The organism is Streptomyces malachitofuscus, assembly GCF_055571035.1.
Genome location: NZ_JBVIGA010000008.1, coordinates 208,924 through 231,806 on the forward strand (window position 1 = coordinate 208,924; position 22,883 = coordinate 231,806).

Here is a 22,883-nt window from a genome sequence, read left to right on the forward strand (position 1 = left end):
CTCACAGTCTCCGGGGTGTTTTCCTGGTACCACTGAACAGAACCATGGGGGGATGCAGGCGTTCCGACTGCTCAGAGGGCTTCTTGCTTGTAGGGGTCGCACAAAGTCGTCATCTGAGAGCCACCTCACATTCATGCGTGGCGCATGCCTCCCCGGGGGTGACGCGCAGCCTCAGCCGCGGGCCGGTGGCCAGGATCTCCACGGAGTCCGGGGCGTTCAGCACCTTCCGTACCGGGTGGTCCCAGACGATGTCCACCGGTTCACCCGTTCGGGTCGGCTCGCTCACGCAGAGGGTAGCGGTACGGCCGTGAGGGCGGAGCAGCACGGCGGCCGGGGAGCCGGCCGTGAGCGCTCCTGCGGTGCCGTGCTGCCAGAAGTTGGCGGCGGTGAGGCCGAGGGAGTCGACGGTGACCGCCTGGCGGGTGCGGTCGTTGGCGAGGATCCGCAGCCGGCCGAGGTCGGCCGCGCGGCGGGTGGTCTCCCGGAGGGAGGCGCCGGGCAGCAGCACATAGACGTAGGCGGCGTCGGTGGGGTCGGTGCCGTGGTCCAGCCAGAGGGTCTGCCAGCGGCGGGTGCGGCGCTCGGTGGAGCCGGCGGTGTTGATGTCGGACCAGGACCCGGTGCGGTCCTCGCGCAGGGTCCGCAGCTCCCCGTCGAGGACGATCCAGCCGCCGTGGCCCTCCAGATGCGCCCAGCGGAGGCCGCGGGTGAGGGGACGGGTGCCGGAGTCCCCCAGGTTGCGGTTGTCGACGATCGTCTCGACCGGGACCCCGTCGGTGCAGGTGATGCCGGCGCCGAGGCAGATCACCGCGTCCGCGACGCAGAACCAGGACTTGCGGGCGTCGAGGGTCGAGCCGAGGCCCTTGAGGTGCTGGCCGATGGCCGCGTACTCGCCGTCGGTGGTGCCGCCGACCCAGCGCACGTCCGGTTTCGGCTCGCCCCACTCACCTCCGGCCCGGTCGGGAAGGCGGCGGGTGGAGACGGTCGTACCGGGCAGGCGGTACCAGTCGACGGTGGGCCAGAACCAGTCCGTGTACTGGTCGCCGAGGCCGGGCGCCCACCAGGAGACCATGCCCGCGCCGGTGTGCCAGCCGCGTGGATTCTCGCCGTTGCCGCACTCGTAGTGGGCGATGCGGTCGCTGGCCATGGCGATGTTCACGGTGAAGCCGGGACGGCGGTGCACGGCGCGGTCCATGGCGGCGAAGAGACGGTGCCCGACGGGTTCGGGCGCGGCGGGAAGGGGCACGGCGGCGATCGCGTGCAGCCGGGCCAGGTCGGCGACGTCGTACTGGCGGGCGGTCAGGATCGGGGAGACGGTGTCGCGTTCGATCCAGCCCTTCACGCGCGCGTGCCAGCGGTCGCGCTCCGCGCGGCTCGCCGCTTCGGCGAGGACCGCGACGGCCGCGATGAGCTGTCCGCCGTGGAAGTGGTCGGACCGCATGACGTGCCGGTCGTCGAAGGTGAGGAGACCGCGGCTGATGGCGCGGCCGTTGACGCTGTCCATGACCAGGCCGTCGTGGAGGAACGGGGCGTAGGCGTGCTCGACGCTGTCGAACACGTTCTGGCGCAAGGGGTCGGTGATCTCCCAGGGGGAGCCGGCGAGCAGGGCGAGGAGCCGGCCGAGTCCGTCCAGCAGGACCTGTCCGTACGTCCCCGAGTAGGCGACCCAGGTGTGCTGCACGAAGGAGCCGTCGGCATGGAGGCCGTCGCCCTCGGTGACATGCGGGAAGACCGGGGAGAGGGCGTCCCGCGCGAGGGCGATCCTCGCGGGGAGGCGGCCGAGGACGCCGTGCAGGGCGACGCTGCGGCACAGGTCGACGCGGTTGGCGCCGGTGGAGGTGCCGGAGTAGTCGGCGAGCAGGGAGTCGGGGACGAAGTGGCCGACGGCCGCGCAGGCCGCGTCGATCCGGCCGGGGGTCACCCGGTCGTACAGGGCGGCGACGATGTCGGTGAGCAGGCGGGGGCTGCCGATCTGCCACTCCCACCAGTTGCCGTACGGGGTGACGGACGGGTTGTAGGCGGTGGCCAGGAGATGGTCGAGGCCGCGCAGGACGCCGGCGAGCAGTCCTGGGTCCCCGGTGAGGCCGGTGCCCGGCTGGACGTACGCCCGGGTCATGGTCCACAGGCGGCCGAGGCTGAGGGTGATGCCGGCGGGAGGGTCGAAGGGGTGGCCGGGCCAGAGGGCGTCGGGCGTGGGGGTCATCGCGGCCCGGAAGGCCCGCGCCCGCTCCCCCGTCTCGGCGAGCCGGGAGGCGTACGGCTCGTCGGCGGGGTCGTACCCGGTGCCGAGTCCGAGGTCGAGCCAGCGCAGGCGGAGGGTGTCGTACGGATCCGGCGCGGGGCCCGGCCCGGGACGCGGACGGCTTCCGGTACGCCCCGAGGGCGCCGCGGCACCGGCGGCCGCGAGCACGGCCCCGGCGAGGAGCAGCGCACGCCGGGTGGGTCCCGGCGCCGGTGACCGACGCCCACGTGTCACGTCCATGCCCTCCAGGGTGCGAACGGAGGGACCCTACCCGCCCGGGGGCACGGGGAAGCGGGGTCAGCCGAAGCGGTTGAGGAGCCTGCGGTAGAGGGCCGGGGTCAGCGCGCGTACCCGGGCGGGGAGGGTGAGCCACGTGGGGATGTAGGTGTCGTCCCGGGACCGGGAGACGGCGTCCCAGACGGCGGCCGCGACCCGGCCGGGCGAGGTGGGGCGGGGGTGCGCGCGGTGGTACGGCCTGCCGCGGCGGGCGAAGAAGGCGGTCTCGACGGGGCCGGGGACGACGAGGGTCACGCCCACGCCCGTTCCCCGCAGTTCCTGCCGCAGCGCCTCGGCGAACGCGGCGAGTCCCGCCTTGGCGGCGGAGTACACCGCTTCCTCGCGCACACCCACGCTGCCGGCCACCGAGCCGACGAGCACCACCCGGCCCCGGCCGGCCGCCACCATGGCGGGCAGCACCTCCCGCACGAGGTGCAGCGTGGCGGTCAGGTCCAGGAACAGCACCCGGTCGATGTCGGTGTGCGGCATGGTCAGGAACGGTCCGGCCCAGCCGATGCCGGCCCCGGCGACCAGCACGTCGATCCGGCCGGCCTCCCGTAGTGCGGCCTCCGCCAGCAGTTTCGCCCCGTCCGGGGCGGCTAGGTCGGCGGGCAGGAGGACCGCCGAGGTACCGGACGCCGTCTCCTCCAGCCGGCGCCGGTCCCGCCCGCTGAGCAGCAGATGCCAGCCCCCGGCGGCGAACCGCCGCGCGGTGGCCGCGCCGATGCCCGAGGACGCGCCGGTGACAAGGGCGACGGGCCGGTCCGTGCGCGGCGGGCCGTGGCCGCGCACCGCCGTCGGTGCGGAGGCGGCGGAAGCGGCGGCACCGCGCGCGGGGTCGGCCGGGGGGTCGTAGGTGGAGCCGGAGCCGGTGGTGGTCACGAGACGGTCTCCCATGCGCTGTCGCTGCGGGTCCTCGTCATCCAGGACACCCCCAGTCCGCCGCACCCCGCCAGTGCGGGAGGCCCTGTCCGTCCGGCCCGGCACCCGGGTCCGGCGCGCGCCGTTCCCCGGTGCGCGGGCGGGGCCCGGCTCTCCGCGGGGCCGGTACGCAGCGCCGCAGGACCACTCCTGCGTGCCGCTGGATGCACCCAGGCGGGGGAATGGGGCGTACGGGGCCGGGTTCGCCGGGTTACGAAGGGGACACGCTTCCGTGTCCTGTCCGACCAGCCCCCCGGTGACGAGGTCCCCCATGCGTCTGCTGCTCGTCCATCCCAGCGCTCTGATGTACTCCGAGATCTTCCTCCGGCTCGAACCACTGGGCCTGGAGCGGGTGGCGGGCGCCGCCCGGGAGGCCGGGCACGAGGTCCGGGTCGTCGACCTGCAGGTACTGAGTGTCGACCGGCTGCGCGACGAGGTGCGGTCCTTCCGGCCCGAGGCCCTCGGCATCTCCCTGAACTATCTGGCGAACATCCCCGAGGCGATCGCGCTGGCCGCACGGGTGAAGCAGGAGGTTCCCGGCTGCTTCGTCTTCCTCGGCGGGCACAGCGTCTCCTTCGTCGCCGAGGAGGTCATCGCGCAGGCGGAGGGCGCGGTCGACGCCGTCGTCCGCGGTGAGGGGGAGCCGGCCGTCGCGCCGTTGCTCGAGGCGGTGCGCGACGGCGGCGTGGACGGCGTCCCGGGCGTCGTCACGGCGTCGGGGCGCGGTCCCGCGCCGCTGATGCTGCACAGCATCGACACACCGCTCCCGGCCCGTGATCTGATGCGCAACCGGCGCCGCTACTTCATCGGCGAGCTCGATCCGTGTGCCTCGATCGAGTTCACCCGAGGCTGTCCCTGGGACTGCTCGTTCTGCTCGGCGTGGACGTTCTACGGCCGCAGCTACCGCAAGGCCTCTCCCGAGGCGGCGGCGGAGGACCTGGCGATGATCCGGGAGCCGAACGTGTTCATCGTGGACGACGTGGCCTTCATCCGGCCCGAGCACGGCAACGCCATCGCCGCCGAGGTGGAACGGCGCGGCATCCGCAAGCAGTACTACCTGGAGACCCGCTCCGACGTCCTGCTGCGCCACCCGGAGGTGTTCGAGCGGTGGGCGCGGCTGGGGCTGCGCTACATGTTCCTCGGCATGGAGGCGATCGACGCCGAGGGACTCGACCTGTACCGCAAGCGCGTCAGCCCCGACGAGAACCTGAGAGCCCTGGAGACGGCCCGCCGACTGGGCATCAAGGTCGCGATCAACCTGATCGTGGATCCCGCGTGGGACGAGGAACGCTTCCGTGTGGTGCGGGAGTTCGCGCTGGCCGTACCGGAGATCGTGCACTTCACCGTGATGACGCCGTACCCGGGCACGGAGATCTGGCACACCGAGTCCCGCCGGCTCACCACCCGTGACTACCGCCTCTTCGACATCCAGCACGCGGTGGTGCCGACGACGCTGCCGCTGGAGCGGTTCTACGAGGAGCTGGTGCGCACCCAGGCGGTGATCAACCGCAAGCATCTGGGGGTGCGCACGGCGTTCGGTGCGGCCCGCGTGCTCGCCCGCAATCTCGCGCACGGACAGACGAACTTCGCCCGCATGCTGTGGAAGTTCAACCAGGTGTACAACCCGCGCCGGCAGCTCGCCGACCACGCGCGGCCGGTCCGGTACGAACTGCCGCTCCCGCAGCGCCTCGACGTCGGCGACCGCCGCAAGCTGTACGTCCACACGCGGGGCGGCACGCAGGACGCGGCGGCCCGCCGGGCGACGGACTAGGTCCGCACCGCCGACGGGGTCGAGTGGCGTGCCGCCGGGGCCGGTGGAAGGGTCTTCACCGGTACCGCCGCCGGGACCACGACCGGTGGGTTCCACGCCTTTCTGCGGCCCGATCGCGACACTCTTCCAGAAGATGTTGAACATTGAAGGGAATGGGTCTACGGTGGGTCGTGTTGAGTTAGTTGAACATTCAACGTGATCTCCCCAGGAGGAACACCATGGGCATCTTCGGCCGCAAGAACGACGAGACCGCCACCGCGACCACCACCGGCGTGAACCCGGACCTCGCGGCGCTGACCGGCGAGTACACGATCGACCCGGCGCACACCACGATCGGCTTCGTCGCCCGCCACGCGATGGTCACCAACGTCAAGGGCAGCTTCCAGGACTTCACCGGCACGCTGGAACTGGACGGCTCCGACCCGGCCAAGTCCACGGCCACCATCGACGTGGTGATGGACAGCATCGAGACGGGCAACGCCGACCGCGACGGCCACCTGAAGAGCTCCGACTTCTTCAAGACGGACGAGTTCCCGACGATGACGTTCCGCACCACCAAGGCGGAGGCTCTCGGCGGCGACGACTACCGCATCACCGGTGACCTGACGATCCTCGGCACCACCAAGCCGCTCACCATCGACCTCGAGTTCAACGGTGCCGCGACCGACCCCTTCGGCAACCAGCGCGTCGGCTTCGAGGGCAAGGCGGAGATCCTGCGCTCCGAATGGGGCCTGACCTGGAACGCGGCGCTGGAGACGGGCGGCGTCCTGGTCTCCGACAAGATCAAGCTGAACTTCGACATCTCGGCGATCCGCAAGGCCTGACCGCCGCTCCGGCGCCCGCCCGGCGCCACCCCTGAGCGCGCCCGCCCCCCTCCCCGCACGGGGAGGGGCGGGCGCTCGGCGTTTCCCCGGGATCCGCCGGCCGGACGGGACGGGACGGCCGGCCGGTCCGGCATGATGACCTGCATGACCGCCATCGATGGTGCGCGTCGCCCCGGCTGGGTCGTCGTCGCGGAGTACGAGAACCTGCCGGGCCGCCGCCACCCCGGGGCGGCCGTGCGCGCCTGACTGCGCCGGCGCGGGATCGACTGGATGCCGTTCACCGAGGCCGAGCTGCGGTGGGACCAGTCGTGCGGACCCGACCGGAGCGGGCGGTGGCACTGCTGGATCACCGTGGCCGTGGACGCGGCGGCGCTGCGGCGGCTGGGGCTGCACCCCGGCGGGACCGGCTTCGCGGACGGCTGCTCGTCACCACCGGCCTGGTGGCACGCGGCCGGCGAGCGGTACGCGGTGGAACGCGGCCGGCCGGTTCAGGACCCTCCGCCGCCGGAAGCGGTCCTCCGGAAGACTGCTCAGAAGCCCCCGCCGAAGTCCCCTCCGCCGAAACCGCCACCGCCGCCGAAGTCGCCTCCGCCGAAACCGCCGCCGAAGTCACCGGCGTCGAAGTCGGCGCCGGAGACGTCGCCGCCGCCGTAGCCGCCGAAGTCTCCGTAACCGGCGCCGTAGTCGGCCGCGTAGCCGGGACCGGCCATCATGCCGCCGAGCATCGTGCCGACGAGCAGGCCGGGCAGGAGACCGCCGCCGAAGTAGCCGCCGGCCCAGGGGCCGTAGGCGGGACCGGCCTCCCAGTACGGCCGGCGTCCGTACTCGGTGTCGACCTCGCGCACGGCCGGGTCGGCACCGTCGGCCAGGCGGGCCCGGTCGGCCGCGCACACCGGGACCTCGCGCGCGGCGCCGCCCTGGGGCGTCCAGGTGGCGTCGGCGACCGAGGGGCCGTGCCGCGGGTCGAAGAAGCAGGGCGGGCGGCGCTCCGGCAGCGGCCGTCCCTCGCGGCGGGCGTCGAGCCGGGCGAGGGAGAAGCGGCCGTCCTCCACCGCCTGGGTGACGGCCCGCACGTCCTCCGGCCTCCGGGCGGCGGCCATGTACGACTTGGACTGCTCGTAGGCGTCCAGCGCGTGCTCGTAGTCCGCACGCATCGCGTCGTCGGCGCCGGGTTCGCCCGGGTGGAAGTCCAGGCGGTCCAGTTCCTCGCCGAACGCGGTGATGTCCTCGTCGACCACCACCCGCAGCTTCTCCAGCGCGGCCCGCTGCTCGTCCTCGTGGCGGCGGCGGTTGCGGCGGGAGACGGCGTACATGCCCGCACCGCCGGCCGCGACCAGCGCACCGATGGTGATCAGCCCGCCGACGGGAACCTCGGCCGACCCGTCGTTCCAGGAGCTCGGGGCGCCGCCGCCGGTGTTGCGCAGCGCGTTGTCGACGAAGTCGTTCAGCTGCGCCTTGGCGTCGCCGGCGCCCTGCACGGACGCGACCAGGTTCCGCACGCCCTGCCCGCTCAGTACGCTGCTGTCGGCCCGGGCGTCGAACTCGTCGCCGAGCCGGATGCCGTACAGACCGGTGACGCCGGTCTCGGTGCGCAGGTTCCGGAAGAGGTCCTGCGTCGGATAGTCACCGGGGAGGACGGCGACGAAGATCGGTTTGTCCGCGTCCTCGATCTTGTCGGCGAGCGCCTCGGCATCGGACGGGGCGAGGATGTCCTCGGCCTCGGGATCGACGTAGACGGGGCTCTCGCGGAGCTTCTCGGCGACGACCGAGAGATCCGTGGCCGCCTGAGCCCCCGGCGCACCGGCCAACAGGACCGCCAGAGCGGCGGCCACCGGCAGGATCAGCAGGCGTACGAAAGTACGCGTCCACGCGACCTTCATATATACGAAGCTACCCGAACGAGGGCGAAAAAGGACATCGGGGCCGGCAGAGGTTTTCGGCGGCACCTCTGCCGGGGCCCTGACGAGCGGTTCCTAGGCCGCCGGCTCCACGCCGGCCCGCAGCAGCCCGTACGCGTAGGCGTCCTCCAGCGCCTGCCAGGACGCGGCGATGACGTTCTCCGCGACGCCCACCGTCGACCACTCCCCCGCTCCGTCGGACGTGGAGATCAGTACCCGCGTCGTCGACTGCGTGCCGTGCTTGCCCTCCAGGATGCGGACCTTGTAGTCGACCAGCTCGAGCTTGGCCAGCTGGGGGTAGATCTTCTCCAGGGCGACCCGCAGGGCGCGGTCCAGGGCGTTGACCGGGCCGTTGCCCTCCGCGGTGGCGACGATGCGCTCGCTCTTGGCCCACAGCTTCACGGTGGCCTCGTTGGCGTGGCTGCCGTCGGGGCGGTCCTCGACGATCGCGCGCCAGGACTCGACCTCGAAGTAGGTCAGCGGCCTGCCTTCGGCCTCCGCGCGGAGCAGCAGCTCGAAGGAGGCGTCGGCGGCCTCGTAGGTGTAGCCCTTGAGCTCGCGCTCCTTGACCCGCTCCACGACCCGGCCGACCAGTTCCCGGTCGCCCCCGAGGTCGATGCCGAGTTCCTTGCCCTTGAGCTCGATGGAGGCGCGGCCGGCCATGTCGGAGACCAGCATCCGCATGGTGTTGCCGACCTGCTCGGGGTCGATGTGCTGGTAGAGGTCCGGGTCGACCTTGATGGCGGAGGCGTGCAGGCCGGCCTTGTGGGCGAAGGCGGAGACCCCGACGTAGGGCTGGTGCGTGGACGGGGTGAGGTTGACGACCTCGGCGATGGCGTGCGAGATACGGGTCATCTCGCGCAGCCGGCCCTCCGGGAGGACCTGCTTGCCGTACTTCAGCTCCAGGGCCGCCACGACCGGGAACAGGTTGGCGTTGCCGACCCGCTCGCCGTAGCCGTTGGCGGTGCACTGCACGTGGGTGGCGCCCGCGTCGACGGCCGCGAGGGTGTTGGCGACCGCGCAGCCGGTGTCGTCCTGGGCGTGGATGCCGAGCCGGGCGCCGGTGTCGGCGAGGACGGTGGAGACCACGGCCTGGATCTGCGCCGGGAGCATGCCGCCGTTGGTGTCGCACAGGACGACGACGTCGGCGCCCGCCTCGGAGGCGGTGCGCACGACGGCCTTCGCGTACTCGGGGTTGGCGCGGTAACCGTCGAAGAAGTGCTCGCAGTCGACGAACACGCGGCGGCCCTGTCCCTTGAGGTAGGACACCGTGTCACGGACCATCGCCAGGTTCTCGTCGAGGGTGGTGCGCAGGGCGAGTTCCACATGGCGGTCGTGGGACTTGGCGACCAGCGTGATCACCTGTGCGCCGGAGTCGAGCAGGGCCCTGACCTGGGGGTCCTGCTCGGCGGTGGTACCGGCGCGGCGGGTGGCACCGAAGGCGACCAGCGCCGCGTGCCGGAACTCGATCTCCTGCCGGGCGCGGGCGAAGAACTCGGTGTCCCGGGGGTTCGCGCCGGGCCAGCCGCCCTCGATGAAGCCCACACCGAACTCGTCCAGATGCCGTGCGATGGCCAGCTTGTCGGCGACGGTGAGGTTGATGCCCTCCCGCTGGGCGCCGTCGCGCAGGGTGGTGTCGAAGACGTGGAACGAGTCGTCGGGCTCGCTGGTTGCGGTCATGGTCTGAAGGCTCCTGAGTTGATCTCGGTCTACCGGAATGACCGGTTCCACCGTTCCCCCATGGTCCCGCACGCCCGCCCCCCGGCTGCGGTTGGGCCAGGAAACAGAAAAACCTCTCGCGGGTGCGAGAGGTCTGCGCGCGGGTCGAGGACGACGGTGTCCGCCCGTACGGTGTGGTACGTGCGGTCACTGCGGACCGGCGCGCCTGCTGCCAATAATCGTGGCGAACGAGAGCACGGGGGAAGTTTGGCACACGTCACCCCCGTGCTCACGATCCGTCTCAGGATGCGGGCGGTGGGTGTTCAGCGCAGACGGCGGACGAAGCTGTCGTACTGCCCGTTGGTGTCGTCCGGGACGAGCTGTGCGGACTCGCTGCCGAGGCCGATCGTGCGGGCGCCCGCACCGAGCCAGGAGACCGTGGTCGGGATGCGCAGGGTCCGGGCATCTCCCCCGCGCGCTACTCCTCCCGGCGGGTGCCGCACGCGACCTGGCTCGGGCTGATGCTGGGCCTGCTGGTGCCCCAGCTGTTCGGCACCTTCACGGCGTACGCCGCGCACACCGCGCTGGACTACGCCGGTCCGCTGGCCGGCGCCGCCCCCGGCTGGTACCTGGTGCCGCTGCTGCCGGCGGCGTCCGCGGGCACGGTCGGCAACGCGGGACTGATGCTGTACTCGATGGGCCTCGACCTGGACGCCATCCTGCCGCGCGCCTCCCGCGCGACGGCCACGTACGTGGTGGGCGTGATCGCCACGGTCTGCGTGTCCACCGGGCACTACCTGGCGACGGCCCAGGACGCGATGACGTCGTTCGTGCTGCTGCTCACCGCGATCGGCACGCCGTGGGCCGTGACCACTCTCATCGGCTTCGCCCGCTGCCGAGGGGTATACGACGCCGACGCGCTCCAGGTCTTCAACCGCCGTGCCCGGGGCGGGATCCAACTGGTACACCGCCGGCTGGAACATCCCGGCGACGATGTCCTGGGCGCTCGGCGCGCTCGTCGGCGTACGGGCGGTGTCCCTGCCGTCGTACGAGGGCCCCCTGGCCACGCTCACGGACGGGGTGGACGCGAGCTTCCTGCTGTCGGGGCTGGTGGGAGGCGCGGCGTACGTGCTGTCGACTCCGGGCGCCGTCGGGAGGAGCCCGGGCACGGCAACTCCCGTGGCCCGTCCGGCGCCGGCGGACGAGACCGTCCAGGCCGAGAGGGGATCCGGGTCACCGGGGGCGGGAACCCTCGGTGACCCGTCGGCGCCCTACGCCAGCCGGTGCATCCAGCCGTGCCGGTCCTCGGCCGTGCCCCGCTGGATGTCGAGCAGCGCCTGGCGCAGCCGGAGCGTGACCTCACCCGGCTCGCCCCCGCTCTGCTGCCACTGGGCACCCTCCCGCTTCACGGTGCCGACCGGGGTGATCACGGCCGCCGTACCGCAGGCGAAGACCTCGGTGAGACTGCCGTTCTCCGAGTCGCGCTGCCACTGCTCCGCGGAGACCCGCTCCTCGACCGCCTGGTAACCGAGGTCGCGGGCCACGGCCAGCAGGGAGTCGCGGGTGACGCCCTCCAGGATGGAACCGGTGAGCGTGGGGGTGACGATCCTGTCGCCGTACACGAAGTACAGGTTCATGCCGCCGAGTTCCTCGACCCACCGGTGCTCCACGGCGTCGAGGTAGCAGACCTGGTCGCAGCCCTTTGCGGCGGCCTCGGCCTGGGCGAGCAGGGAAGCCGCGTAGTTGCCGCCGGTCTTGGCGTCGCCCATGCCGCCGGGGACGGCGCGGACCCGGTCCTCGGAGACCCAGATGGAGACCGGCTTCACCCCGCCCGGGAAGTAGGCGCCGGCCGGCGAGGCGATGACCAGGAACAGGTACTCGTTGGCGGGCTTCACACCCAGCCCGACCTCGGTGGCGATCATGAACGGGCGCAGGTAGAGGGACTCCTCGCCGCCGTGCGCCGGCACCCACGCCTTGTCCTGGTTGACCAGCACGTCGCACGCCTCGATGAAGGTCTCGACCGGCAGTTCGGGCATGGCGAGCCGCTTGGCGGAGCGCTGGAAGCGCTCGGCGTTCTTCTCGGGGCGGAAGGTGGCGACGGAACCGTCGGGCCGGCGGTAGGCCTTGAGGCCCTCGAAGATCTCCTGCGCGTAGTGCAGGACGGTGGTCGCTGGGTCGAGGGAGATCGGCGCGTACGGGACGAGCTGGCCGTCGTGCCAGCCGCGGCCCTCGGTCCACTTGATCGTCACCATGTGATCGGTGAAGTGGCGGCCGAACCCGGGGCTGGCCAGGATCGCCTCGCGCTCTGCGTCCGAGAGCGGGTGGGCCGAGGGCTTGAGCTCGATCGTGGGCGTCGTCATGAGTGGTTGTCCTTCACCGGTTGTAGTGACGGGCCGCGCACACGCCCGTACGGCCGGTGGCCAGTACTAGGACGTCCGAGCATTCCCTCATTCCGCGGCTCCGCGTCCGATTATCGCCCGGAGGCGACGGCGGAAGAAACGGGGTGAATGCGGCCCGGTGGTCGATGGTGGCACCCGGCGGGGACAGGGGGAAGCCGCCGGGTGCGGATACGACCCGGCGGCTTCGAATGGTGTCGAGGGGCGCCGGGTCAGCCGGCTACTCGTGCGGCGAGCGCGTCGCCGATCTCCGAGGTGCTGCGGGCGGGCAGGCCGCCGCGTTCCGCGAGGTCGGCGGAGACGGCGTCCTCGATGCGGGCCGCCTCGGCGTCGTGGCCGAGGTGGCGCAGCAGGAGGGCGACGGACAGGACCGTGGCGCTGGGGTCGGCCTTGCCCTGGCCGGCGATGTCCGGGGCCGAGCCGTGCACGGGCTCGAACATGGACGGGAACTCGCCGGAGGGGTTGATGTTCCCGCTCGCGGCGACGCCGATGCCGCCGGAGACGGCCGCGGCGAGGTCGGTGATGATGTCACCGAAGAGGTTGTCGGTGACGATCACGTCGAAGCGGGCCGGGTCGGTGACCAGGTAGATCGTCGCGGCGTCGACGTGGATGTAGTCGGTGGTGACCTCGGGGTACTCCTCGGCCACCTTGTTGAAGATGTTCGTCCACAGGTGGCCGGCGAAGGTCAGCACGTTGTTCTTGTGGACCAGCGTGAGCTTCTTGCGCGGGCGGGCCTGGGCACGGGCGAAGGCGTCACGGACCACGCGCTCGACACCGAAGGCGGTGTTGACGGACACCTCGGTGGCCACCTCGTACGGTGTGCCCTTGCGGATGGTGCCGCCGTTCCCCGTGTACGGACCCTCGGTGCCCTCGCGGACCACGACGAAGTCGATCTCGGGCCGGCCGGCGAGCGGGGAGTCGACTCCGGGCTGGAGCTTGCTCGGCCGCAGGTTGACGTGGTGGTCGAAGGCGAAGCGGAGCTTGAGCAGGAAGCCGCGCTCGAGCACCCCGGACGGGACCGACGGGTCGCCGATGGCGCCGAGCAGGATGGCGTCGTGCCGCTTCAGCTGGTCGAGGTCGGCGTCGGTGAGGGTCTCCCCCGTGGCGTGGTAGCGCTTGGCGCCGAAGTCGTAGTCCTTGGTCTCCAGCTTCACATCCTGCGGAAGGACGGCGGAGAGGACCTTCAGGCCTTCGGCCACGACCTCCTGGCCGATGCCGTCACCGGGGATCACTGCGAGATTGATGCTGCGAGACATGCGGGCACCCTACTCCTCGTCCCACGGGATGACATACGGCGTCCGGCATACGGACGCCGTGGGCGTGTCAGTGGCCGGTCGAGCCGCCGTTGTCCCTGCGGTCGAGGGCGCGCTGAAGGGCGGCCGCGGCGTTCTTGCGGTCGGACTCGTTCGTGCGGGGGGTGTGACGGACGCGGCGGCGGACGGTCGTCTCGGCCATGGGTCATCGACTCCTTCGGCGTACGTGGAGTGCGGAAAGAAGGGGGTTGCGAGACGCCGAGTGAGGGCGGGGAGCTGCGGGCCGCAGGGGTTGCCTGCACGGGGCCCGGCTCACGACCGCCGTTCGCCTGATCAAGCGATTCGTTCGGCTCCTACAAAGCTAGAGGAGCGGAGTGCATCTGTCTGCACGATTACTCGGACTTCCTACTATCTGAGACGGTGGACCGGGTCACACCGCTCCCACCTGCGAAAACACCGAACGGGCCAGGTCGGGGGGTGACCTGGCCCGTCCGGGGTCGGGGTGGGCGTCAGCCCATGTGCGGGTAGGTGTAGTCGGTCGGCGGGACCAGCGTCTCCTTGATGGCGCGGGTCAGCGTCCAGCGCATCAGGTTCTGCGGGGCACCGGCCTTGTCGTTGGTGCCGGAGGCACGGCCGCCGCCGAAGGGCTGCTGGCCGACCACGGCGCCGGTGGACTTGTCGTTGATGTAGAAGTTGCCGGCCGCGTAGCGCAGCTTCTCCATCGTGTACGCCGCCGCCGCGCGGTCGCCCGCGATGACCGAGCCGGTCAGGGCGTAGTCCGACACCGACTCCATCTGGGTCAGCATCTCGTCGTACTTCTCGTCGTCGTACACGTGCACGGCGAGGATCGGGCCGAAGTACTCGGTGCGGAACACCTCGTTCTCCGGGTCGCCGCACTCGATGACGGTCGGACGGACGAACCAGCCCTCGGAGTCGTCGTAGGAGCCACCCGCGACGATCGTGCAGGAGGCGTCCTCCTTGGCGCGGTCGATGGCGGCCTTGTTCTTGGCGAAGGACCGCTCGTCGATGACGGCGCCGATGAAGTTCGACAGGTCGGTGACGTCACCCATCTTGATGCCGTCGACCTCGGCAGCGAACTCCTCCTTGAAGCCGGAGTTCCAGATCGACGCCGGGATGTACGCCCGGGAGGTCGCCGAGCACTTCTGGCCCTGGTACTCGAAGGCACCGCGGGTCAGCGCGGTCTTGAGGACCGCCGGGTCGGCGCTCGGGTGGGCGACGACGAAGTCCTTGCCGCCGGTCTCGCCGACCAGACGCGGGTAGGTGCGGTACTTCTCGATGTTCTGGCCGACCGTCTTCCACAGGTGCTGGAAGGTCCTGGTCGAGCCGGTGAAGTGGATGCCCGCCAGGTCACGGTGCTGGAGGGCCACCTCGGAGACCTCGATGCCGTCGCCCGTGACGAGGTTGATGACGCCCTTGGGCAGACCGGCCTCCTCCAGCAGCCGCATCAGCAGCACGGCGGCGTGGGTCTGGGTGGGGGACGGCTTCCAGACCACCACGTTGCCCATCAGCGCGGGCGCGGTGGGCAGGTTGGCCGCGATGGCGCTGAAGTTGAACGGCGTGATCGCGTAGACGAAGCCCTCGAGGGGGCGGTGGTCGAGGCGGTTCCACACCCCCGGGGAGTTGGCCGGGGGCTGCTCGGCGAGGATGCCGCGCGCGTAGTGGACGTTGAAGCGCCAGAAGTCGACCAGCTCGCAGGGGCTGTCGATCTCGGCCTGCTGGGCGGTCTTGGACTGGCCCAGCATGGTGGAGGCGGCGATGGTCTCGCGCCAGGGGCCGGCCAGCAGCTCGGCGGCGCGCAGGATGATCGCCGCGCGGTCGTCGAAGGACATCGCGCGCCAGGCGGGCGCGGCGGCGAGGGCCGCGTCGATGGCGTCCCGCGCGTCCTGCTGGGTGGCGTTGGCGTAGGTGCCCAGGCGCGCCTTGTGGTTGTGCGGCTGCACGACGTCGAAGCGCTCACCGCCGCCCATCCGCTTCTCGCCGCCGATGGTGCAGGTGAGCTCGATCGGGTTGTCGGCCAGCTCCTTGAGCTTGGCCTCCAGCCGGGCACGCTCGGGCGTCCCGGGGGCATAGCCGTGCACCGGCTCGTTGACGGGGGTGGGGACCTGGGTCACAGCGTCCATGGGTTCCGTAACTCCTTATCTGAGCGGTGTGGTGTCAGCCCTTGGTGATCATGCTTCGGGCGAAGAACCGCAGGTTCGCGGGCTTCTCAGCCAGTCGGCGCATGAAGTAGCCGTACCAGTCCGTGCCGTAGGCCGTGTAGACGCGCATGCGGTGGCCTTCGGCGGCCAGTCGCAGGTGCTCGTCGCTGCGGATGCCGTAGAGCATCTGGAACTCGTACTCGTCGAGCTTGCGTCCGGCGGTGCGGGCCAGTTCCTGGGCGATGGAGATCAGACGCGGGTCGTGGGACCCGATCATCGGGTACCCCTCGCCCTCCATCAGCGTCCGCAGGATGCGCACGTACGCCTTGTCGATCTCGTGCTTCTGCTGGTAGGCGACCTCGGCGGGCTCCTTGTAGGCGCCCTTCACCAACCGTACGCGACTGCCGGCCGCGGCGAGGCGACGCGCGTCCTCCTCGGTGCGGAAGAGGTAGGCCTGGATGACGCAGCCCGTCTGCGGGACGTCCTTCCGCAGTTCCTCGTGGATGGCGAACATCGAGTCGAGGGTGGTGTGGTCCTCCGCGTCCAGGGTGACCGTGGTGCCGATCCCGGCAGCGGCCTCGACGACCGGACGGACGTTGGCGAGGGCCAGCTCGTGGCCGCCGGGGAGCGCTTGGCCGAACATCGACAGCTTCACCGACATCTCGGCGCGCTCGCCGAGCTCCAGCGGCTTGAGCCGGTCGATCAGCTCCAGGTAGGCGTCGCGGGCGGCGGCGGCCTGCTCGGGGGTGGTGATGTCCTCGCCGACGACGTCCATGGTGAGTTCGAGTCCGCGGCCGGTGAGCTCCCGGATGATCGGCAGCACCTCGTCGACGGTCTCACCGGGGATGAAGCGGTCCACGACCTGTTTGGTCCCCGGAGCCGCCGAGATCAGACGTCGCATCCGGTCGCTGCGCGACGCGGCGAGAATCACGGGACCCAGCACGGGGCACCTCCACAAGCTGCATGAGGCCGTCGCCCGACCATTCGGGTACGGCACGGAGAACCACCGTGAAACCTAAGGATGACCCCGATCGTGGGCCATCGACAGCTGTCACGCATCCGTGCGCCGGATCTCAGACAGATGTATGAAGCCCCCGGGACTTTGCGGCAGAATGCCCGGGTGACGTCGGAATACAGGGATGACTACCAGGAGCTGGTGGACGAGATCTCGGAGCTGCTGGGCGCTCCGGCGACCCTGGAGAACCGGGATTTCGAGCTGATCGCCTTCGGGGCCTACGACAGCGAGGGCGATCTGGATCCGTCGGCGCTGGACCCGGTGCGTACCCGCTCGATTCTGACCCGCCGTTCGACGGCCGCCGTCCGCAGCTGGTTCGAGGGCTTCGGCATCACCCGCGCGACCGGCCCGGTGCGCATCCCCCGCACCCCTGAGGCGGGCGTGCACCGGGGGCGCATCTGCCTGCCGGTACGCCATCGGTCGGTCGTCCTCGGTTACGTGTGGCTGCTCGACTACGACCCGGGCCCCTCGCGGCAGCAGCTGGACGCGGCCATGCGGGTGACGGCGCGGATCGGGGCGCTGCTCGCGGACGAGGCCCAGCACGGCGCCGACCTCACCCGGGAGCTGCGGGCGGTGCTGACCGCGGAGCGGGGCTGGCAGCGGGACATGGCGGTCGCCGAGCTGCGCACCGCCCTCGGCAACCGCGCCGACGGGCTGCACACGGTGGTCTGTGTCGCCCCCTGGCCTTCCGCCGACCCCGACGACGCCCCGTCGGTCCGTACGGTCCCGGGGGCGACGGCGCTGTGCACCCTGCCGTGGGGTGCGACCGGCCTGTCCCTGGCCCTTCTGCTGCGGCTGCGCTCGACGGACGTCCTGGCCCCGGCGACGACGGCCGCGTCGCGGCTGCTGGAGCGGGCGCGGGACGGCGGCCGGGGCGGCGGCCCTCCGGTGGCCGCCGGGATCGCCGCGCCCCGGGCAGGCCTGGCCGACCTGGGCACGGCGTGGGAGGAGGCGTCGGCGTCGGCGCGGGCGGCGCTGGCCGAACCGCGGATCGGACCGGTCGCCCGGTGGGCGTCCATCGGCCCCTTCCGCCTGCTGACCGCGCTGTCCCCGGGTGCCGCCCACGATCCCGCCGTCAGCCCGCTGCTCTCCCCCGCCCAGACCGAACTGGCCCGCACCGCCGAGATCTACCTCGACCGCGCGGGCCAGGCCGGCCGCACGGCAGCCGAGCTGGGCATCCACCGCCAGACCCTCTACTACCGCCTCTCGCGGATCGAGCAGCTCACCGGCCTCGACCTGGACGACGGCGAGGACCGTCTGCTGCTGCACATGGTGCTCAAGGCGGCCCGGTTGCAGTCACCCTGAGCCGGCACACCGGCCACGGTCGCGCCCCTGCCGCCGTCACCCGAGGCAGCAGGGTCGCCCCGGCGACGTGCCGCACGGCGGCACGTGACGCGGCACCGCCTCTCGGCCCCGCTCCGCGCCGTGCGGCGTCCGGTCTACCACCGGACCCGCACCTTCCGTTCACCGCGCACCAGTAGACCGGAGATCCTCCGCCGCGACCGGTCGTCCGGACGCAGGCCAGGGCAGCGTTGCAGAAGCGTACGGAAGACGATGCGGCCTTCCACGCGGGCGAGCGGCGCCCCGAGGCAGTGATGGATGCCGTGCCCGAAGGCGATGTGGCCGCGCCCCGCGTCCGTGCCGCGCCGGATGTCGAACCGGTCGGGTTCGGTGAAACGGGCGGGGTCGCGGTCGGCGTCGGCGAGGGCGATCATGACGACGGCGCCCGCCGGAAGGCGCGTCCCGCCGATCTCGACCGGTTCGAGGGCGATGCGAGGCGGCGCGGTCTCCACCGGGGCGTCGTAGCGCAGCATCTCCTCGACCGCGCCGTCGATGAGCCCGTCGAGGTCGGAGCGGAGCAGTGCCTGCTGGTCGGGGTGGGCGAACAGGGCACGCATTCCCTTGAAGACGAAGTTGACGGTGGATTCATGACCGGCGATGAGCAACAGAAAGGCCATGGAGAGGAGTTCGTCCTCGGTGAGCCGGTCTCCGTCCTCGTCGACGGTGTGGATCAGGGCGCTGAGCAGGTCTTCCGCGGGTGCGCGGCGCTTGGCCCCGATGAGTTGGCTCAGATACGGCAGGGCCGCGGCCCGGGCGGCAGCGGCCGCCTCGGCGCCGGTGGGCGCGGTGACCTCGTCGGCCCAGCCGCGAAAGGCGTCCCGGTCCAGGTCGGGTATGCCGAGCAGTTCGCAGATCACCTGCATCCGCAGCGGGTAGGCGAGCGCGGCGACCAGGTCGGCGCGGCGACTGCGGGAGGCGAGCATCCGGTCCAGGAGCGTGTCGGTGAGCCGCTGTATGCGCGGGGCGAGGGCGGCCACCCGGCGCGGGGTGAACTCCCGCGCGACGAGGCGCCGTAACCGGGTGTGGTCCGGCGGGTCGCGGAAGAGCATGTGGGCGTGGCCCGGGCCGTCGGTGTCCGGCGGAGTGAGGTCGGTGACGAGTCCTGCGTGGCGGGGCCAGTCGCTGCTGAGCCGGGGGTCGGCCAGGGCCGCCCGGCAGGCCGCGTCGCCGACGACGAGCCAGAAGAATTCGCTGTCGCGACCGCGCACCCGGTGCACGGGGCCCTGGGCGCGGAGCTTGGCGTAGGCGGGATACGGGTCGAGCGCGAAGTCGGGATCGAGGGCATGCAGATCCACAAGGGGGAGGTCGGCCATGCCCCTGCGCTACCCACACGCATGGCCGAATAGTGCTCTGGCTGGTGCCTGATTGGCTGGGTTACGGTCCATCTGCCGAGACGGTGATCGTCCAGCCGTCGGCCGGTTTCCTGCTGAGAGGGAGGTGTGAGATGGCCAAGCGCATTCTGCTCAAGGCCGCGAGCAAGCTCGGTTTCACCACGAAGGGTGCCGCCGGGGCATACCCGTGGGTTCCGTAGCGGATCCGGCTCAGTGAGAGCCGGCCCCGCCGCACCGGCGGGGCCGGCCGCCACGGCACGTACGAGCGGAGAGCGGCGCGTTGACCGATACCGAAACCCTCGCCCCACGGCCCCCGATCTCGACCGGCCTCTCTCCTGCCGCATACCTGGAGCGCTACGAGCAGGACCGGCTCGGCTTCCTCCTGTGGGCCGCCGAGCGGTACGGCCCGGTGGCCGGGCTCACCGAGGACACCGTCCTCGTCAACGACCCCGCCGCGGTCCATGAGGTGCTGCGTCGCACCAACACCGACTTCCTGGTCACCAGGACGATCCGGCGCGACGAGGTGAGCGGGGAACGGGGTGATCCGGCGACCGACGCCTGGATGCGGGGCCGGCGCGCCACTCAGAAGGCCATGTCGCCCGAGGCGCTGAGCACCCACCGCCAGTGGCTCGCGCAGGAGACGGAGCGCCTGGTCGCCGCCTGGGCGAAGCGGGGCACGGTGACCGATCCGGTGGGCGAGCTGGAGCGGCTCACCGCGCGCTCCTTCGCCCGGTTCTCCTTCGGGACCCGCGACTTCGGCGCTGCACCGCGTCACACCGGCGAACTCCTGGAGGCGATCACACCGCTGATCGCCAGCCCGTTCCAGTTCCCCGAACCGATCCGCCGGCTCCTGCCCCGCTACCGCCGGTCCATCAGGGCGCAGGCGGACCTGGAGCGTGAGGTGCGCCGGATTCTCGCCCTGCCGGGCGAGGGCGGCCTCGTCGACACCCTGGCCGCCTCGGGCCTCGGCACCGAGGGGATCGTCCAGATGATGATCGCCAACGGCCTTGCCTCGTACCGGGTGCCCGCCGCCGCGCTCACCTGGGCCCTCGTCGCCCTGGCCCGCCACCCCGGCGTCGCGGACGAGTGCGCGGAGAGCGGCCCGGCCGATCCGGCCGGAACGACGCCACCGATCCTGCACTGGACGCTCGCCGAATCGCTGCGCCTGTGGCCGCCGAACTGGCTGATCCTGCGCAGCGCACGCGGCGAGCAGGTCTGCGCCGGCTGGCGGATTCCGGCCGGTGCCGCCGTGGTGATCTCGCCGTACGTGATGCACCGCACCGCACCCGACTTCCCGGACCCGCTCGCCTTCAGCCCGCACCGCTGGAGCACGCTGCAGCCCGCACATGGCGCGTATCTCCCGTACGGAATCGGCAGTCGCTGGTGCGTGGGCAAGGCGCTCGCGGACGTCGAGCTCACGACTCTGCTCACCGGCCTGGCGGGCCGTCTGCGTTTCACGGTCGAGGCGATGGACGCACGCCCTCAGGTGCGCACGACGCTGCTTCCGGCCGGCCTCACCCTCGGGGTACGCCCCCGCTGAGCGGCTCCCCACCGGCAGCCGCCTCGACCACGTGGCGCAGCCCGGCGGTGAGCCGCTCGGCGTCGGGAGCGCCGGCCGGGTCGAAGGTCCACTGGGCGATGAGGCCGGTCATCAGGGTCACGTAGAAGGCACCGAGGGTGTCCGCGGTCTCGTCGGGCACATCCTCCTCGCTGCCGCCCATCAGCAGCGGAATCAGTCCCCGACCGGCCTCCCGCTGCGCCGCCGCGAGATGCGCGCGCACCTCGGGGAGGCGGTCGCCGAGGGCGAGCACCTCCATGCTGAGCCGCCAGACGGAGCCCGGGTCCTTCATGGTGCCGATGATGTTGGACCACACGCTCTCGAACCGCTCCAGGGAGCCCGGCGCGGCGGCGTCCACCGTTCCGCCCCCCTCGAAGGCGCTCCCCATCTCCTCGACCAGCGCGAGGTAGGCCTGTGCGAGCAGCGCGTCCTTGGACCCGTAGTGGTAGCCGATGGACGCCAGGTTGGTCCCCGACTCCTTGACGATGTCGCGCGCCGTCGTGCGCACGAAGCCCTTGGCGAGCAGGCAGCGCTTGGCGCCCTCGAGCAGATCCTCACGGTGTCCCATGGCGCCACCTTACCGGTGCTTCCATACAACCGTCTTACACATCCGTCATAGACAAGCGTATAAGACGTGCGTACAGTCCGGGGCATGACGACGACACCGCCCCGCGCCGGCCGCCGTGAGTGGACCGCGCTCGCCGTGCTGATGCTTCCGCTGCTGCTGGTCTCGATGGACGTCTCCGTCCTCTACTTCGCGATCCCCGAGATCAGCGCGGACCTGCGACCGAGCGGCACGCAGCAACTGTGGATCTTCGACATCTACGCCTTCGCGGTGGCCGGCCTTCTGATCACCATGGGCTCGGTGGGCGACCGGATCGGCCGCCGCAGACTGCTGCTGATCGGCGCCGCCGCGTTCGGCGCCGCCTCCCTGGTGGCGGCGTACGCGCACAGCGCCGAGACCCTGATCGCGGCCCGCGCGCTGCTCGGCCTCGGCGGTGCCACCCTGATGCCCTCCACACTGGCCCTGGTGCGCTCGCTCTTCCTGGATCCCGCGCAGCGGGCGGGGGCGATCGCGGTCTGGTCCGCCGTGATGACGGCCGGCGTGGCGCTCGGCTCGGTGCTGAGCGGGCTGCTGGTGGAGTTCTTCTGGTGGGGCTCGGTCTTCCTGGTGAACCTGCCCGCGATGGCCCTGCTGCTGGTCCTCGGCCCGGTCCTGCTGCCGGAGTCCAAGGACCCCGATCCGGGCCGCTTCGACTGGCCGAGCGTCCCGCTGTCCATGGCCGCCGTGCTGCCGGTCATCTACGGCCTGAAGGAGATCCCGTCCGAGGGCTGGAACGTGCGGTACGTCGTGTCGGTCACCGTGGGCCTGCTCTTCGCGGCCCTGTTCGTGCACCGGCAGCGGACGGCCGCCTCCCCGATGATCTCCCCGGCCCTGTTCCGCGGTCGCGGCTTCGGCCCGGCCGCCGCCCTCAACCTGGTCACCATGTTCGGGATGATGGGCTCGGCGTTCTTCACCTCGCAGTACATCCAGTCGGTGCTCGACAAGAGCGCTCTGGAGGCGGCCCTGTGGGCCCTGGTGCCATCGGTTCCCATCGGTTTCGCGGCCCCCCTCGCGACCCATCTGGTGCAGAAGGGCGTCAACCGCGCCCATGTGGTGACGGCGGGCTTCGCCACCGCCGTGTGCGGTTACGCGCTGCTGTTCTTCGTGGACACGGACGATCTGGCGCTCGTCCTGGTCGCCTGCGGTGTGCTCGCCATGGGCGTCACCGCGGTGATGTCCCAGATCATGGACCTCGCGCTGGGCGCCGCTCCGGTGGAACGGGCGGGCTCCGCCTCGTCCCTGATGGAGACCGGCGCCGAGTTCGGCGGGGCGCTGGGCATGGCGTTCCTCGGGTCCATCGGCACCGCCGTGTACCGGGGCGGGATGCCGGACTCCGCTCCGGCGGCGGCCCACGAGACGCTGGGCGGCGCGCTCGCCGTCGCCGGGCAGCTGTCGGGGCAGCCGGGAGACGCCCTCGCGACGGCGGCCCGGGAGGCCTTCACGCAGGGGATGAACGCGGCGGCGATCGCGGGTGCCGCGGTGTTCACCGGGGCGGCGGTCCTGGCGTCGGTGACGCTGCGCCGGGTGCGGGTGCGTCCGCAGGCGCCCACGGAGAACGCCGGACCGGCTGACGCACTCAGCCGGTCCGGCGTGTGAGATCGAGCCCGTTCAGCGCGAACGGGGGGCCGGGGGCCC

General features: G+C 71.8%; 17 protein-coding genes and 1 pseudogene. 6 read left to right on the forward strand and 12 right to left on the reverse strand.

What is annotated here, in order from left to right; translation table 11 throughout:
• Positions 1–109: 109 nt before the first annotated feature.
• Positions 110–2,482 (reverse strand): polysaccharide lyase 8 family protein, encoded by a 2,373-nt coding sequence (locus ACZ44S_RS14475; RefSeq protein WP_466928431.1) that lies wholly within the window; start codon positions 2,480–2,482, stop codon positions 110–112.
• Positions 2,483–2,539: 57 nt separating this feature from the next.
• The gene (locus ACZ44S_RS14480; RefSeq protein ID WP_466928547.1) at positions 2,540–3,400 is read right to left on the reverse strand and encodes an SDR family NAD(P)-dependent oxidoreductase; all 861 of its coding nucleotides are present in this window, start codon (positions 3,398–3,400) and stop codon (positions 2,540–2,542) included.
• Positions 3,401–3,710: 310 nt separating this feature from the next.
• Here ACZ44S_RS14480 and hpnR point away from each other — a divergent pair, with 310 nt between their 5' ends.
• Together hpnR and ACZ44S_RS14490 are read left to right on the forward strand one after the other, a co-directional pair.
• Positions 3,711–5,210, forward strand: a complete 1,500-nt coding sequence (hpnR, locus tag ACZ44S_RS14485; RefSeq protein WP_466928434.1) for a hopanoid C-3 methylase HpnR — start codon at positions 3,711–3,713, stop codon at positions 5,208–5,210.
• 218 nt (positions 5,211–5,428) lie between these two features.
• Positions 5,429–6,034 carry a YceI family protein gene (locus ACZ44S_RS14490; protein WP_190165597.1) on the forward strand — a complete coding sequence of 202 codons (606 nt, stop codon included), beginning with the start codon at positions 5,429–5,431 and terminating at the stop codon, positions 6,032–6,034.
• Between the two features lie 530 nt (positions 6,035–6,564).
• Here the strand turns inward: ACZ44S_RS14490 and ACZ44S_RS14495 are convergent.
• The 3 genes from ACZ44S_RS14495 to ACZ44S_RS14505 form a co-directional block, all read right to left on the reverse strand.
• Positions 6,565–7,914, reverse strand: a complete 1,350-nt coding sequence (locus ACZ44S_RS14495; protein ID WP_466928437.1) for a hypothetical protein — start codon at positions 7,912–7,914, stop codon at positions 6,565–6,567.
• Positions 7,915–8,007: 93 nt separating this feature from the next.
• Positions 8,008–9,612 (reverse strand): citramalate synthase, encoded by a 1,605-nt coding sequence (gene cimA / locus ACZ44S_RS14500; protein WP_466928439.1) that lies wholly within the window; start codon positions 9,610–9,612, stop codon positions 8,008–8,010.
• Between the two features lie 302 nt (positions 9,613–9,914).
• A complete protein-coding gene (locus ACZ44S_RS14505) occupies positions 9,915–10,094 on the reverse strand; it encodes a hypothetical protein (RefSeq protein WP_466928441.1) in 180 nt (59 codons plus the stop codon).
• Here ACZ44S_RS14505 and ACZ44S_RS14510 point away from each other — a divergent pair.
• Positions 10,056–10,725, forward strand: a pseudogene (locus tag ACZ44S_RS14510) (cytosine permease); the annotation flags it as partial. The gene ACZ44S_RS14505 and the pseudogene ACZ44S_RS14510 sit on opposite strands and share 39 nt — an antisense overlap.
• A gap of 137 nt (positions 10,726–10,862) precedes the next feature.
• Here ACZ44S_RS14510 and ACZ44S_RS14515 read toward each other — a convergent pair.
• From ACZ44S_RS14515 to ACZ44S_RS14535, 5 genes are all read right to left on the reverse strand, one after another.
• Positions 10,863–11,951, reverse strand: coding sequence for a branched-chain amino acid aminotransferase (locus tag ACZ44S_RS14515; RefSeq protein ID WP_466928444.1), 1,089 nt, complete (start codon positions 11,949–11,951; stop codon positions 10,863–10,865).
• 248 nt (positions 11,952–12,199) lie between these two features.
• Positions 12,200–13,243: a 3-isopropylmalate dehydrogenase gene (locus ACZ44S_RS14520; RefSeq protein WP_466928445.1), complete on the reverse strand. Its 1,044-nt coding sequence runs from the start codon at positions 13,241–13,243 to the stop codon at positions 12,200–12,202.
• 67 nt (positions 13,244–13,310) lie between these two features.
• Positions 13,311–13,442: a hypothetical protein gene (locus tag ACZ44S_RS14525; protein ID WP_268249080.1), complete on the reverse strand. Its 132-nt coding sequence runs from the start codon at positions 13,440–13,442 to the stop codon at positions 13,311–13,313.
• A 307-nt stretch (positions 13,443–13,749) separates the two neighbouring features.
• Complete coding sequence (pruA, locus tag ACZ44S_RS14530; protein ID WP_466928448.1) at positions 13,750–15,381, reverse strand: L-glutamate gamma-semialdehyde dehydrogenase; 1,632 nt, start codon at positions 15,379–15,381, stop codon at positions 13,750–13,752.
• Between the two features lie 34 nt (positions 15,382–15,415).
• Positions 15,416–16,342, reverse strand: a complete 927-nt coding sequence (locus tag ACZ44S_RS14535) for a proline dehydrogenase family protein (RefSeq protein ID WP_466928450.1) — start codon at positions 16,340–16,342, stop codon at positions 15,416–15,418.
• Between the two features lie 138 nt (positions 16,343–16,480).
• Between ACZ44S_RS14535 and ACZ44S_RS14540 the strand changes: the two genes are divergently transcribed.
• Positions 16,481–17,719 carry a PucR family transcriptional regulator gene (locus ACZ44S_RS14540; RefSeq protein ID WP_466928452.1) on the forward strand — a complete coding sequence of 413 codons (1,239 nt, stop codon included), beginning with the start codon at positions 16,481–16,483 and terminating at the stop codon, positions 17,717–17,719.
• 134 nt (positions 17,720–17,853) lie between these two features.
• Here ACZ44S_RS14540 and ACZ44S_RS14545 read toward each other — a convergent pair whose 3' ends face one another.
• Complete coding sequence (locus tag ACZ44S_RS14545) at positions 17,854–19,068, reverse strand: cytochrome P450 family protein (protein ID WP_466928455.1); 1,215 nt, start codon at positions 19,066–19,068, stop codon at positions 17,854–17,856.
• Between the two features lie 298 nt (positions 19,069–19,366).
• On the opposite strand from ACZ44S_RS14545, the gene ACZ44S_RS14550 reads away from it, so the two are divergent.
• Entirely contained in the window at positions 19,367–20,626 is a 1,260-nt protein-coding gene (locus tag ACZ44S_RS14550; RefSeq protein WP_466928457.1) for a cytochrome P450, read from the forward strand.
• Here ACZ44S_RS14550 and ACZ44S_RS14555 read toward each other — a convergent pair.
• The gene (locus ACZ44S_RS14555) at positions 20,601–21,212 is read right to left on the reverse strand and encodes a TetR/AcrR family transcriptional regulator (RefSeq protein ID WP_466928459.1); all 612 of its coding nucleotides are present in this window, start codon (positions 21,210–21,212) and stop codon (positions 20,601–20,603) included. The genes ACZ44S_RS14550 and ACZ44S_RS14555 overlap by 26 nt on opposite strands.
• Before the next feature lie 84 nt (positions 21,213–21,296).
• Here ACZ44S_RS14555 and ACZ44S_RS14560 point away from each other — a divergent pair, with 84 nt between their 5' ends.
• The gene (locus ACZ44S_RS14560; RefSeq protein ID WP_466928462.1) at positions 21,297–22,844 is read left to right on the forward strand and encodes an MFS transporter; all 1,548 of its coding nucleotides are present in this window, start codon (positions 21,297–21,299) and stop codon (positions 22,842–22,844) included.
• Positions 22,845–22,883 lie beyond the last annotated feature (39 nt).

What these genes read in the sequence shown, in the direction of transcription:
- ACZ44S_RS14520 (WP_466928445.1), bottom strand. Translation starts at nt 13,243, where the DNA reads ATGTCTCGCAGCATCAATCTCGCAGTGATCCCCGGTGACGGCATCGGC.
- ACZ44S_RS14545 (WP_466928455.1), bottom strand. Translation starts at nt 19,068, where the DNA reads ATGGCCGACCTCCCCCTTGTGGATCTGCATGCCCTCGATCCCGACTTC.
- ACZ44S_RS14490 (WP_190165597.1), top strand. Translation starts at nt 5,429, where the DNA reads ATGGGCATCTTCGGCCGCAAGAACGACGAGACCGCCACCGCGACCACC.
- cimA (WP_466928439.1), bottom strand. Translation starts at nt 9,612, where the DNA reads ATGACCGCAACCAGCGAGCCCGACGACTCGTTCCACGTCTTCGACACC.
- ACZ44S_RS14560 (WP_466928462.1), top strand. Translation starts at nt 21,297, where the DNA reads ATGACGACGACACCGCCCCGCGCCGGCCGCCGTGAGTGGACCGCGCTC.
- ACZ44S_RS14495 (WP_466928437.1), bottom strand. Translation starts at nt 7,914, where the DNA reads ATGAAGGTCGCGTGGACGCGTACTTTCGTACGCCTGCTGATCCTGCCG.
- ACZ44S_RS14525 (WP_268249080.1), bottom strand. Translation starts at nt 13,442, where the DNA reads ATGGCCGAGACGACCGTCCGCCGCCGCGTCCGTCACACCCCCCGCACG.
- ACZ44S_RS14540 (WP_466928452.1), top strand. Translation starts at nt 16,481, where the DNA reads ATGTATGAAGCCCCCGGGACTTTGCGGCAGAATGCCCGGGTGACGTCG.
- hpnR (WP_466928434.1), top strand. Translation starts at nt 3,711, where the DNA reads ATGCGTCTGCTGCTCGTCCATCCCAGCGCTCTGATGTACTCCGAGATC.
- ACZ44S_RS14475 (WP_466928431.1), bottom strand. Translation starts at nt 2,482, where the DNA reads ATGGACGTGACACGTGGGCGTCGGTCACCGGCGCCGGGACCCACCCGG.
- ACZ44S_RS14515 (WP_466928444.1), bottom strand. Translation starts at nt 11,951, where the DNA reads ATGACGACGCCCACGATCGAGCTCAAGCCCTCGGCCCACCCGCTCTCG.
- ACZ44S_RS14555 (WP_466928459.1), bottom strand. Translation starts at nt 21,212, where the DNA reads ATGGGACACCGTGAGGATCTGCTCGAGGGCGCCAAGCGCTGCCTGCTC.
- pruA (WP_466928448.1), bottom strand. Translation starts at nt 15,381, where the DNA reads ATGGACGCTGTGACCCAGGTCCCCACCCCCGTCAACGAGCCGGTGCAC.